Source organism: Phenylobacterium sp. (assembly GCF_019636135.1).
Taxonomy (GTDB): Bacteria; Pseudomonadota; Alphaproteobacteria; order Caulobacterales; family Caulobacteraceae; genus Phenylobacterium.
Genome location: NZ_JAHBYD010000016.1, coordinates 22315 through 34632, shown reverse-complemented (window position 1 = coordinate 34632; position 12318 = coordinate 22315). Strand labels below are relative to the sequence as shown.

General features: G+C 69.7%; 11 protein-coding genes and 1 tRNA gene. 6 read left to right on the top strand and 6 right to left on the bottom strand.

Features of this window, described 5'->3' with window-relative positions:
* Nucleotides 1–188 precede the first annotated feature (188 nt).
* Nucleotides 189–1031 carry a hypothetical protein gene (locus tag KF737_RS12505; protein ID WP_296454955.1) on the top strand — a complete coding sequence of 281 codons (843 nt, stop codon included), beginning with the start codon at nt 189–191 and terminating at the stop codon, nt 1029–1031.
* Nucleotides 1032–1189: 158 nt separating this feature from the next.
* Here KF737_RS12505 and KF737_RS12500 read toward each other — a convergent pair whose 3' ends face one another.
* From KF737_RS12500 to KF737_RS12490, 3 genes are read right to left on the bottom strand one after another with little or no spacing between them, the layout of a single operon-like run.
* Nucleotides 1190–2587, bottom strand: coding sequence for an MFS transporter (locus KF737_RS12500; protein ID WP_296454952.1), 1398 nt, complete (start codon nt 2585–2587; stop codon nt 1190–1192).
* Nucleotides 2584–3402, bottom strand: coding sequence for a GntR family transcriptional regulator (locus KF737_RS12495; RefSeq protein ID WP_296454949.1), 819 nt, complete (start codon nt 3400–3402; stop codon nt 2584–2586). The genes KF737_RS12500 and KF737_RS12495 overlap by 4 nt, the downstream gene beginning before the upstream one ends.
* Nucleotide 3403: 1 nt before the next feature.
* Nucleotides 3404–5656, bottom strand: coding sequence for a TonB-dependent receptor (locus KF737_RS12490; protein ID WP_296454946.1), 2253 nt, complete (start codon nt 5654–5656; stop codon nt 3404–3406).
* Nucleotides 5657–5844: 188 nt separating this feature from the next.
* On the opposite strand from KF737_RS12490, the gene KF737_RS12485 reads away from it, so the two are divergent.
* On the top strand, nt 5845–6024 hold the full coding sequence (locus tag KF737_RS12485) for a hypothetical protein (RefSeq protein ID WP_296454942.1): 180 nt from the start codon (nt 5845–5847) through the stop codon (nt 6022–6024).
* Nucleotides 6025–6109: 85 nt separating this feature from the next.
* Here KF737_RS12485 and KF737_RS12480 read toward each other — a convergent pair.
* Nucleotides 6110–6185, bottom strand: a tRNA-Ala gene (locus KF737_RS12480).
* A gap of 220 nt (nt 6186–6405) precedes the next feature.
* Nucleotides 6406–6870, bottom strand: a complete 465-nt coding sequence (locus tag KF737_RS12475) for a TIGR02300 family protein (protein ID WP_296454939.1) — start codon at nt 6868–6870, stop codon at nt 6406–6408.
* A 136-nt stretch (nt 6871–7006) separates the two neighbouring features.
* Here KF737_RS12475 and aroA point away from each other — a divergent pair, with 136 nt between their 5' ends.
* A complete protein-coding gene (gene aroA, locus KF737_RS12470; RefSeq protein WP_296454935.1) occupies nt 7007–8344 on the top strand; it encodes a 3-phosphoshikimate 1-carboxyvinyltransferase in 1338 nt (445 codons plus the stop codon).
* Nucleotides 8345–8538: 194 nt separating this feature from the next.
* Here aroA and KF737_RS12465 read toward each other — a convergent pair whose 3' ends face one another.
* Nucleotides 8539–8934, bottom strand: coding sequence for an endonuclease domain-containing protein (locus KF737_RS12465; RefSeq protein WP_296454933.1), 396 nt, complete (start codon nt 8932–8934; stop codon nt 8539–8541).
* 242 nt (nt 8935–9176) lie between these two features.
* Between KF737_RS12465 and cmk the strand changes: the two genes are divergently transcribed.
* From cmk to KF737_RS12450, 3 genes are all read left to right on the top strand, one after another.
* Entirely contained in the window at nt 9177–9833 is a 657-nt protein-coding gene (cmk, locus tag KF737_RS12460; RefSeq protein WP_296454930.1) for a (d)CMP kinase, read from the top strand.
* 163 nt (nt 9834–9996) lie between these two features.
* Entirely contained in the window at nt 9997–11706 is a 1710-nt protein-coding gene (gene rpsA, locus KF737_RS12455) for a 30S ribosomal protein S1 (RefSeq protein ID WP_296454927.1), read from the top strand.
* A 189-nt stretch (nt 11707–11895) separates the two neighbouring features.
* Entirely contained in the window at nt 11896–12186 is a 291-nt protein-coding gene (locus KF737_RS12450) for an integration host factor subunit beta (RefSeq protein ID WP_296454923.1), read from the top strand.
* Nucleotides 12187–12318: the final 132 nt, after the last annotated feature.

The window sequence follows — 12318 nt, the reverse complement described above, 5'->3', positions numbered from 1 at the left end:
TTTTCCGATTGAAGATACGACGACCCGCCGCCATAGTCGGCTCCGGCCGGACGCCGGATCCCGGCGCGCGGGAAGTCCATGTTGGGCCGTCCGGCCATCGCGATGCTGTTCCATCCGCTGCGCAACGGCGTCCACGAGGAGATCGTGGCCGAACCCGCCGGGCGCGGCGCCAAGCGCGGAGTTCCGTGATGCGTCGTCTGCTCGTCTACCAGGCCATCTGGGGCATGGAGGCCCTGCCCGCCTTCGACATGGAGGCCGACATGCCGGGCGTGCTGGCCCGCATCTTCGACGCCGGCTTCGACGGGGTGGGCGTGAGCCTGATGCGCGCCGACCGCGCCGAGGCGGTGTCGAAGGGCGTGCATGAGCACGGCAAGAGCTTCGAGGCGGTGGGCTTCGTGCGCGACGCCGGCGACGTGGCCCGCTGGATCGACCGGGCGCAGGCGCTGGGCGCGCATCATCTCAACCTGCAGATCATGACGCGGCCCGACCGGGTGTCGGAGGCGGTCGGGCTCCTGGAGACGTTCGAGGCCGAGGCGGCGAAGGCCACGATCCCCGTCTTCTACGAAACGCACCGGGGGCGGCTGACCAACGACGCCCTCTTCACCTGCCGCATCCTGGACGCGATGCCGGGCCTGAAGCTGACCGCCGACCTGTCGCACTATCCGCTGACGCACGAGATGCCCCTGCCGGTCCCCGAGGCCGATGCGGCGCGGATGACCAAGGTGATGCGCCATGCCTGGGCCTTTCACGGCCGGGTGCCCGGCTCGCACCAGATCCAGGTGTCGATCAAGGCGCCGCAGCACCAGGGCTGGGTCGGGCAGATGCGGGCCTGGTGGCGCGAGGGCTTCGAGAGCTGGATCGGGCGGTCCGGCCCCGACGCCGAGCTGACGTTCATGCCCGAACTGGGGCCGCCCCACTACGCGCTGACCGGCCCGGATGGGCAGGAGTTCTCCGACCGCTGGGAGGAGGCGCTGATGCTGAAGGACATGGCGCGGGAGCTCTGGGCCGAGGTGGGCGAAGCCAAATCCTGAACGTCATGGCCGGGCTTGTCCCGGCCACCCATACGCGCCATCGCCCGTAGAAGACCCGCGGTGGACGCCGCTGCAAGCCTACCGAGGCCTGCGTTTATGGGTGGCCGGCACAAGGCCGGCCATGACGTTCGAGAAGAGGTGGGTGGAGGCCGCGCTGGCTACTGCGTCTCCGCCACGCCTTCGGGCGGGACGCGTCTGCGGGCGGCGAGCTGTTCGACGATGTCCTCGTGGACGCCCTTCCTCAGCGGGTAGATCAGCATCGCGAGGCCGCCCAGGGCCAGGCCGCTCATGGGCAGGACGACCATGATGGTCTTCAGGCCCGCCAGCGTCCCGGGCGTCTGGGCGACGTTCGGGTGGAAGCCCACGAAATCCAGGCTCCAGCCGAAGATGCCGGCGCCCAGGCCCAGGGCGACCTTCAGGAAGAACTGGCCCAGGCCGAAGATGAAGGACTCGGCCCGCAGCCCCGTCCGCCATTCGCCGTACTCGACGGTGTCGGGCAGCATCGACCAGAAGGTCATGGCCGCGCCCAGCGAGCTGATGTGCGTCAGCAGCAGGAAGGCGATCATCAGGCCGGCGTCGCGGATGTCGTTGAGCGCGAAGCCGGTGAGGCACGCCAGGCCCCAGAAGACGCTGACGAACCAGACGGTGCGCTTGCCCAGCAGCTTCGAGGCGAAGATCCATCCCGGGATGATCACCAGGCCCGAGGCGGCGGTGAGCGACAGGGCGATGCGGCCCGAGGCTTCGTCGTTCAGGTAGTATTTGAAGTAGTAGAGCACCGACTTGCCCAGCGCGGTGGAGCAGATCACCGCCGTGCAGATGGCCGCCATCACCGCCCAGAAGGCGCGGTTGCCGCGCACCGCGGCCCAGTACTGCGCCATGCGGATCGGCGGGGCCTTTTCGCCCGGCTCGTCGACCGGCTCCCGGGTGGTCAGGTAGACGAACGGGAAGATCGCCGTGGCGATCACGGCGTAGACGGCGGCGGCCAGGGTGTAGCCCCAGGCGGTGTCCGCCCCGCCCAGCGCCGCGGCCAGGGGCTGGGTCGTGGCCGCGATCGTGAGGCCCGCCAGCGTGGCGAAGATCATGCGGAAGCCGGCCAGGGTCGACCGCTCGGCCGAGCTGTCGGTGATGCGCGCGTTCAGCGAGGTGTAGGGGATCGAGAGCGCCGTGTAGGCCACGCGGAAGATCAGGTGCGCCACCAGGATCCAGGTGACCAGCGCCATGCCCTCCAGCGGCGGCTTGAAGTAGAGCAGCACGAAGGCGAAGCCGAGGGGCGCGGCGCCCCAGATCAGGTAGGGCCGGTAGCGGCCGTGCTTCGTGCGCGTCTTGTCGGCCACGGCCCCCATCAGCGGATCGATCGCGCCGTCGAAGATCGAGGCGATCATGTAGATCAGCCCGGCCGTGGCGGCCGAGAGCCCCACCACGTCGGTGTAGAAGAACAGCAGGTAGATCGAGACGCTCTGCCAATAGAGGTTGCAGGCGTAGTCGCCGACCGTGAACGCGGCCTTCCGGGCCGGCGACAGCCGGTGGCCCGCCGGGGCCGTGAACAGGAAGCTCATGGCCCCTCCAGTTTGCGCAGCGCGGCCTTGATCGAGTTATGCACCGGCTGGGTCGTCTCGAAGAAGGTGTCGACGAGCCCGGTCAGGCGTTTGACGTCGCGGTCCATCAGGGCGTCGACGATCGCGCGGTGTTCGGCGTGGTGGTCGCGCAGGCGGTCGCTCTCGAGGTCGGCGTAGAGGTTCACGTATCGCTCCAGCCGGCCGCCCAGGTCAGCGAACTGCGCCTCCAGGATCGGCGAGCGGCAGCCGGCCAGCAGGGACCGGTGCAGGTTGATGTAGGCGATCTGCCACATCTCGCGACGCTCGGGGTCGCCGTCGGGCAGCACCTTCTGCACCCGCAGGGAGCGGTGGAACTGGATGATCACGCGCTCCTCCCAGGCCGCGTCGCCGCGCTCGAAGGCCATGTCCAGCGCGAGGCGGTAGACCCGCTGGTAGATGTCGAGCAGGTCGCGGTAGTCGGCCAGCGAGACGCCGGCGACGCGGTAGCCCTTCAAGTGCTCGTGGGTCAGCAGGCCGCTGGTCGAGAGCGTGAGGATCGCCTCGCGGACGGGGCTCTGGCCCACGTCGTAGAACTGCGACAGGTGCTCGACCTTCAGCCGTTCGTTGGGCTGGAAGACGCCGCGGATGATGTCGCGCCAGAGCCAGTAGGCGGTCGCCTGGCTGGGGTGGCGCGCGGGGTCCACGGGCGGCTGGACCAGCGGATCGGCAAACCGGCTGACCGAGACGATGCGGTCGGCCGGCCTGTCCTTGTCCCCGGAAGAAGATCGGCGCGGGGCCGAGGCGCCCGCGCCAGTTCGGGGAGGAACCGATGTCACGTCAGAAGTCGAGGTCCAGGGCGACGCCCACCACGCGCTGGCTCTCGTAGACCTGGAATTGGCTGAGGCTGCGCGCGTTGCCGAACGGCGTGGAGAACATCGCCGCGCGGTAGTCCTGGTCGAACAGGTTCTTGGCGAAGACCGAGGCCTTCCAGCGCCCGTCCTGCGGGCCGACGCCGACGGCCATGTCGAAGATCGAGTAGCCGTCCTGCTCGGTGCGCGGATTGTTCGGGAACGCGATCAGGGCGTCGGAGCGGAAGCTGAGGTTGGCGTCCACGGTGAGGCGCCAGTCGTTGGCCACCGGGGTCTCGTAGTGGCCCGCGATGTTGCCCTGCCACATGGGCGAGAACGGGAGGCGCGCGCCGGTCAGGTCCTGCTGGACGCCGCCGATGCAGCCCTCGGCCAGCGTTTGGCCGCCGAAGCACGGGGCGTTGGGGAAGTCGCCCCACTCGGCGTCGACGTAGGCGCCGCCGGCCCGCAGGGTGAAGTCGATGTCGTCGAACGGCCGGGCGATGACCTCGAACTCGACGCCGCGCGTCTTCGCCTCGCCGTTGGCGATCGGGTAGGTCGCGGTGACCGGGTCGCGGCCGGCCGACTGGTAGTCCTTCACCTTGCCGAAGAAGACCGTGGCGTTGGCCACCAGCCGCAGGTCGGGCCACCGGCTGCGGACGCCGAACTCGTAGCTGGTGGGCTTCTCGGGCCGCACGTCGCGCAGGGTGCCGACGCCGATGTTGGTGTCGTAGCCGCCGCCCTTGTAGCCGCGGGTGACGGTGGCGAAGGCCATGACGTCGTCGGTGACGTCGTACTGGGCGCCCAGGCGCCAGACGACGGCGTCGTCGCTCTTGGAGGCCGTGGCGCTGTCACGGCCGCCGAAGCGGACGTCCAGGCGGTTCTTGTCGGCCTCGACCTTCTCGTTCAGCACCCGGGCGCCGGCGATCAGGCGGAACGAGTCCGAGACGTTGATGTTGGCCTGGCCGAAGGCGGCGATGTTGCGGGTCTGGGCGTCGATCACCGCCAGGCGGCTGAAGAACGGCAGCGGCACGGTGGCGAAGAGTTGCGTCGAGGCCGAATGCACGTCGGTCTCGAAGTAGTAGAGGCCCGCCACGTAGTCGACGAAGCCGCCCGTGGGCGAGGCGACCCGCAGCTCCTGGCTGACCTGGCTCTGCTTCAGGAAGGCGAAGTTGACGTCCAGGTTGTCGAGCGGCGAGGAGTCCGAGTCGAGGCCGTCCTTGGTGAACCAGCGGCGGTAGGCGCTGATCGAGGTCAGGGTGAAGCCGCCGCCCAGCTCGTAGTCGACCTGCAGGGACGCGCCGTAGTTCTTGCCGTTGGCGAAGACGTCGCCGTTGATGTTCTGCTTGAAGTTGCCGGTCCCGGCGACGATGCCGGCCGCCGCGGCCAGGGCTTCCTGCGCCGAGGGCGCTCCGCCGATCTGGGCGAAGGTCCACAGGCAGCAGTCGGCCTCGCGCCTGTAGTAGTCGGCCGTGAAGGTGGCCGTCAGATCGTCGCTCGGCTCCCACTCCAGCTTGCCGCGCACGCCGCCGTCGTTGCGGTCGTTGAATTTGCGGCCGTCGAAGACGTTGTCGATGATGCCGTCACGCTTGTTGCGGCGGCCCGACAGCGAGAAGCGCAGGGTGTCGGTGATCGGGCCCGAGACGTAGCCGCTGATCTTCCGCTCGTCGTCCGGCCAGGCCCAACTGCCGCTGAGGCGGATGTCCAGCTCCTTGGACGGGCGCCTCGTGACGATGTTGATGACGCCGGCCGAGGCGTTCTTGCCGAACAGGGTGCCCTGGGGTCCGCGCAGCACTTCCAGCCGCTCGATGTCGGGCAGGTCGGCCAGGGCCGAGCCGGCCTGGCCCAGCACCACGCCGTCCAGCACGTAGCCGGTGGAGCCTTCGATGGTCTCGGCGGCGAAGGTCGAGGTGCCGATGCCGCGCACGAAGAAGCCGAAGTTCCGCGGGCCAGCCGAGTTGATGAAGGTGACGCTGGGCGCGACCTTCGCGATGTCGGTCGCTTCGTTGAGCTTGAGCGCTTCCAGCGCCTCGCCCTGCACCACGGCCACCGACAGCGGCACGTCCTGCACGTTCTCGGCCCGCTTCTGCGCCGTGATCGTGACCTCGGCGATGACGTTGTCGCCGTCCGCCTGGGCCGCGGCCGGGGTGGCGACGAGCGCGGCGCCTGCGGCCGCCAGCAGCAGGGCCCGCCGCGAGCGGGTGACCTGGAACAGGGCTGATTCAACGCCGTTCGCCAGCATCATCGTAGATTCCCCTCTATGAATCCGACTCTGTAAAAATATGGCCGTTGATGTTGAATTCGATCATAAACAGCACATTGTCAACGATCCGATTTCAACAAACCGCCGTTGCGGGGGCCGGTCCCCAGTCGCCGGTCGCCGCTGGACCTGCCGCGCCGGGCTTGTGGGTCGGAGGGCCGGGGAGAGCGCCGATGATGGGCCGCCGCGCACGGCTGCTGTCGTGGCTCGCATCGTCCGCGCCGGGCGTGACGGCGACGGCCGCGCCCACGCCAGCGCAGACGGGATCTTCGATCCTGGGCGCCAGCGGCAGCGGCGCCTACGACCTCACGCCGGGACGGGTCGTGAGCACGTCGCTCGCCGTCGATTTCTGATCCACGCGGCCGCTTCCTTCCGGGCGCCGCCGCGGCGCTTCCCGAAAATGATGAGGCCCCCACCGCGTCTGCGGTGAGGGCCTCATGGTGGAGCTAAGGAGAGTCGAACTCCTGACCTCTTGAATGCCATTCAAGCGCTCTACCAACTGAGCTATAGCCCCAGGTCCTGGGTCTTCCGGAGGCCTGGGCCCCGGGAAGGCGCGGAACCTATTCAAACCGGTTCCCGCGATCAAGCCGGTTTCTGAGGCTTTTTTTGACGCAGGCGCCACGCCCTTCCTTCGCGCCTCCGCGCGGGCGGAGGCTTCGTCATCCCGGAGCCGCGGAACGCGCCGCGACGCGGCCTGAACGGAAAAGGGCGGCCCAGGGGCCGCCCTCTCGTGACTATCGGTCTTCGTCCCCTTCGCCGGGAAGGCCCTCGATCTCGGATTCGTCGAACTCGTCCTCGTCCTCGTCCTCGAGGAACGGCACGTCGTCGGCTTCGTCCTCGACGTCCTCGTCGTCGCTGAACTCGCCCAGGTCTTCGCCCACGCCGGCGGCGGCCGGTTCGGTCTCGTCTTCGTCGTCGTCGCCCGACAGCGGCGGCTCGTCGGCGACCTCGTCGAGTTCGGGCGTCGCCGCCTCTTCCTCTTCCTCCTCGTCGTCGGGTTCCTTGCCGGCGACCTGATCTTCGACCTGGTCGTCCTCGGGCACGACGGTGCGGGCGCGGACGCGACGGTTGCGGACGGCTTCGTCGGGATCGAACTCGGTCGCGCACTTCGGGCAGTGCGCGGGGCGCTTGTTCAGATCGTAGAACTTGGCCTGACAGTTCGGGCAGATTTGCTTGGTGCCCAGCTCGGGATTTGCCAAAGGCGGCGACCCTCTGAATTAGGAATTTCGCGGAAAGCGGCGTCCCTTGCCACGCGGGGGAGCGCCTGTCAAAGCAATCGCCCGCACGAGTTTGGCCCCCCAAACGGACCCTGAGCGAGAGGCGCGTTTTCGAGATATGTCGGCGGCCCAACTGACCGCCCGGCGAGCCGGCCCCCTACGGGGCGTGGTGCGTGCGCCGGGAGACAAGTCCATCAGCCACCGCGCGCTCATCCTGGGCGCGCTCGCCACCGGCGTGACCGAGATCGAGGGGCTGCTCGAAGGCGAGGACGTGCGCCGGACCGCCGCGGCGATGGCCGCGTTCGGCGCCGGGGTGGAGCGCCTGGGCGAGGGAAGGTGGCGCGTCGAGGGCCGCGGCGGGTTCGCCGAGCCGGCCGACGTGGTCGACTGCGGCAACGCGGGCACCGGCGTGCGGCTGATCATGGGGGCGGCGGCCGGCTTTGCGATGTCGGCGACGTTCACGGGCGACGCCTCGCTGCGCGGGCGGCCGATGAACCGGGTGCTGAAGCCGCTGGGCCGGATGGGCGCGACCTGGATCTGCCGCGAGGGCGGCCGGCTGCCGCTGACCCTGAAGGGCGGCGGGCTGAAGCATATCGCCTACACGCTGCCCGAGCCTTCGGCGCAGGTGAAGTCGGCCGTCCTGCTGGCGGGGCTGCATGCGGACGGCGGGGCCGAGGTGATCGAGCCCGAGGCGACGCGCGACCACACCGAGCGGATGCTGCGCGGCTTCGGCGCCGAGGTCGAGGTGCTTGAGCTGGGCGCGGGGCGCCACATCGTGCTGCCGGGCGGACAGACGCTGCGGGGGACGAAGATCCATGTGCCGGGCGACCCGTCGTCGGCGGCCTTCCCGCTGGTGGCGGCGCTGATCACGCCCGGCTCCGAGGTGACGGTGCAGGGGATGCTGCTGAACCCCTCGCGCATCGGGCTGCTCGACACCCTGGGCGAGATGGGGGCCGACCTCTCGGTGACCAACGTGCGCGACGAGGGCGGCGAGACGGTGGCCGACGTCACCGCGCGGCATTCCGAGCTGGAGGGCGTCGAGACGCCCCCCGAGCGGGCGCCCTCGATGATCGACGAGTATCCGATCCTGGCCGTGGCGGCGGCCTTCGCCAGCGGCAAGACCACCATGCGCGGCATCGGCGAGATGCGGGTGAAGGAGAGCGACCGCATCGCCCTGATGGCGGCGGGGCTCGCGGCCTGCGGCATCGGCGTCGAGGAGGAGCCCGAGGCGATGACGGTGATCGGCGCCAAGCGGGGCAACCACCTGGTCGCCGGCGGCGCGGGCGTGGTGACGCACGGCGACCACCGCATCGCCATGAGCCACCTGGTGCTGGGCCTGGCGGCCGAGGCGCCGGTGCGCGTCGACGAGCCCGGCATGATCGCCACCAGCTTCCCGGGCTTCGTGGACCTGATGCGCGGCCTGGGCGCGGACATCGGCGAGGCGGTGGAAGCCTAGTGCGCGGCGTTGCAACCACACCTCCTCTCCCCCCGCGCAGCGGAGAGGGAGAGGGCCGGGAGAGGGCGGCTCGGCGTGTCGGGTGGCTGGGCGGCGCCTCGAAGGAGTGCGGGCGGCGCCGCCGGGCCTCGTCGGGCGACCGTCCTGCCGCAGCAAACCTCGGCGCCGCCCTCTCCCTGCCCTCTCCCTCTCCGTTACGCTGCGCTCCACGGGGGGAGAGGAGGTGGGGCTTCGCCGCCGCAGGCGTGGAGGATGGCGTCACAGACGTCGCTGCGGCCTTCCAGAACCTGATGATTCCAGAAGCGGATGACGCGCAGGCCGGAGCGTTCGATGTAGGCCGTGCGGCGAGCATCGTATCCGGCCTGCTCGGAATGATGTCCGCCGTCGAGCTCCACGACGAGCCCCGCCTCGACGCAGAGGAAGTCCAGGAAGAACGGGCCCCAGGGAACCTGGCGCTTCCATCGCCACCCGCCGAGGCGGCGCGCGCGCAGGGCGTTCCAGAGCCTGGCTTCGGCGTCGGTGTCGCCGCGGCGGAGTTCGCGGGCGCGCCGGATGCGGGGGCCGTGCTCGATGATGCGGATCTTGCGCATGGCGAAGACGTGAACATTTGCGGAACATCAATGCAAGCCATTCCTCTCCCCCCGCGCAGCGGAGAGGGAGAGGGCCGGGAGAGGGCGGCTCGGCGCCCGGGTCGGCTGGGTGGCGCCTCGAGTGAACGCGGGCGGCGATGCGGCGCCTCGTCGGGTGACCGTCCTGCCGCGGCAAACCTCGGAACCGCCCTCTCCCGGCCCTCTCCCTCTCCGCTACGCTTCGCTCCACGGGGGGCGAGGCGGTGAGCTTCGTGATCGCGGTGGATGGGCCGGCGGCGTCGGGGAAGGGGACGATCGCGACGCGGCTGGGGGCGATGTTCGGCCTGCCGGTGCTGGATACGGGGCTGCTCTACCGGGCGGTGGGGGTGCTGACGCAGCGGGCGGGCGACAGCCTGGACGACGAGGGCGCGGCGGCCGCGGCGGCGGCGATCCTGACCGCCGACCAACTGGACGATCCGGCGCTGCGCACGCGCGCGGCGGGGGAGCTGGCGAGCCGGGTGGCGGTGCATCGGCGGGTGCGCGACGCGCTGCTGGAGTTCCAGCACACCTTCGCGCGGCAGGACGGCGGCGCGGTGCTGGACGGGCGCGACATCGGCACGGTGATCTGCCCGGACGCGCCGGCGAAGCTCTATGTGACCGCGACGCCGCAGGTCCGCGCCGAGCGGCGCTGGAAGCAGCTTCAGGGCCAGGGCGAGACCGTGGCCTACGGGGACGTGCTGGAGGATATCCGCCGGCGCGACGCCCGCGACGGCGGCCGCGACGCCGCGCCCATGACCCGGGCGCCGGACGCGCAGTTGCTCGACACGACCGATTTGACTATAGAAGCGGCCGCCGATGCGGCCCGCCGTATCGTCGAGGCGGCGCGCGTGCGCTGGGAAGCTGCGAAGGCGGCGGACTAGCGGACAAATCCAACCGCGCCTTTCCCTCGGTCTCTGCGGGCACACTTCACCCGCGCGGGGTGCTTCCCGCGTCTTCGGTTCAACCCCTAACCCGGCCGTCGGGATTCCGTCCGATTCCTATCCGGGAATGCGGGCCCGCGGGCCATTTCGAACGAAAGAACACATGGCTGACGATCTGAGCCTCAACCCCTCGCGCGACGACTTCGCCGCGCTGCTCGACGAATCCCTCGGCGGGCGCGATTTCATGGAAGGCCAGGTGGTCCACGGCAAGGTCGTGGCCATCGAGAAGGACTTCGCCATCGTGGACGTCGGCCTGAAGACCGAAGGCCGCGTGCTGCTGAAGGAATTCACCCAGCCGGGCGAGGACAAGCCCCCGCTGAAGGTGGGCGACACCGTCGAGGTGTTCCTGGAGCGCGTCGAGAACGCGATGGGCGAGGCGGTGATCAGCCGCGAGAAGGCCCGCCGCGAGGAAGCCTGGACGCGCCTGGAAGAGGTCTACGCCAAGAACGAGCCGGTGATGGGCGTCATCGTCGGCCGCGTGAAGGGCGGCTTCACCGTCGACCTGGGCGGCGCCTCGGCGTTCCTGCCCGGCAGCCAGGTGGACATCCGCCCGGTGCGCGACGTCGGCCCGCTGATGGGCCGCGAGCAGCCCTTCGCCATCCTCAAGATGGACCGGCCCCGCGGCAACATCGTGGTCTCCCGCCGCGCCATCCTCGAAGAGGCCCGCGCCGAGCAGCGCACCGAGCTGGTGTCGCAGCTCCAGGAGGGCGAAGTCCGCGAAGGCGTGGTCAAGAACATCACCGACTACGGCGCGTTCGTGGACCTGGGCGGCATCGACGGCCTGCTGCACGTCACCGACATGAGCTGGAAGCGCGTCAACCACCCGAGCCAGGTCCTGGCCGTGGGCGACACCGTCAAGGTGCAGATCGTCAAGATCAACCCCGACACCCAGCGCATCTCGCTCGGCATGAAGCAGCTCCAGTCCGACCCGTGGGACGGCGTGGAAGCCAAGTACCCGGTGGGCGCGAAGTTCACCGGCCGCATCACCAACATCACCGACTACGGCGCCTTCGTGGAGCTGGAGCCCGGCGTGGAGGGCCTGGTTCACGTGTCGGAGATGTCGTGGACCAAGAAGAACGTCCACCCCGGCAAGATCGTCTCCACCTCGCAGGAAGTGGACGTCGTCGTCCTCGACGTCGATCCGTCCAAGCGCCGCGTGTCGCTGGGCCTCAAGCAGGCCCTGCAGAACCCGTGGGAGAAGTTCGTCGCCGAGCATCCGATCGGCACGGTCGTCGAGGGCGAGGTCAAGAACGCCACCGAGTTCGGCCTGTTCATCGGCCTCGACAACGACATCGACGGCATGGTGCATCTCAGCGACCTCGACTGGGCGACGCCGGGCGAGGAAGCCATCGCGAAGTACCAGAAGGGCGAGACCGTCAAGGCGCGCGTCCTGGACGTCGACGTCGACAAGGAGCGCATCTCGCTCGGCATCAAGCAACTGTCGGGCGACCCGCTGCAAGGCGACACCTTCCGCAAGGGCCAGACCGTCACCACCACCGTCACCGAGGTCACCTCGGGCGGCATCGAGGTGAAGTTCGGCGACGAGGAAGCCCCGATGACGGCCTTCATCCGCAAGTCGGACCTCTCCCGCGACCGCGCCGACCAGCGCCCGGAACGCTTCGCCGTCGGCGACCGCGTGGACGCCCAGGTCACCAACGTGGACAAGGCCGCCCGCCGCATCTCGCTCAGCATCAAGTCGCTGGAGATGGCGGAGGAGAAGGAAGCCATCGAGCAGTTCGGGTCGTCCGACTCGGGCGCCTCGCTGGGCGACATCCTGGGCGCCGCGCTCCGCGAGAAGGCCTCCAAGGAATAGAACGACTTCTAGAACGGCGTTACGTGCGGCGGGCCGGGAAACCGGCCCGCCGTTTGCGTTTTTCGCCTCTCGCGCGAAGGTTGAGCAGCCTCGCGGCCGGCAAGCTTCGCCGTAGAGCCGCGCAAAGCCGTTTTGCGCCTTGATCCCGGTTGTCGGGTCGGGCAGGGTCGCGCGCGGTTCGAGGGGATAATGATCAAGTCCGAGCTCATCGCGAAACTCGCGGAGGAGAATCCGCACCTGACGCAGCGCGACATCGAGCGCGTGGTCGGCGTGATCCTCGAGCGGATGATCCAGGCCCTGGAAGACGGCGGCCGTGTCGAGTTGCGCGGCTTCGGCGCGCTTTCGGTGCGCTCCCGCGACGCCCGCGCCGGCCGCAATCCGCGCACCGGCGAGCCGGTGGACGTCCAGGCCAAGCACGTCCCGTTCTTCAAGAGCGGCAAGGAGCTGCGCGAGCGGCTCAACGTCGAGGACGAGCGCTAGCTCCGACCTCAACCAATTCCGTCATGGCCCGGCTTGTCCGGGCCACCCATCGGGCTGTGAGTTGACGATGCTCCGCACGGCGTCGACGCTGTGCCTATCCCGACGCTCACAGCCCAATGGGTCCCCCGGACA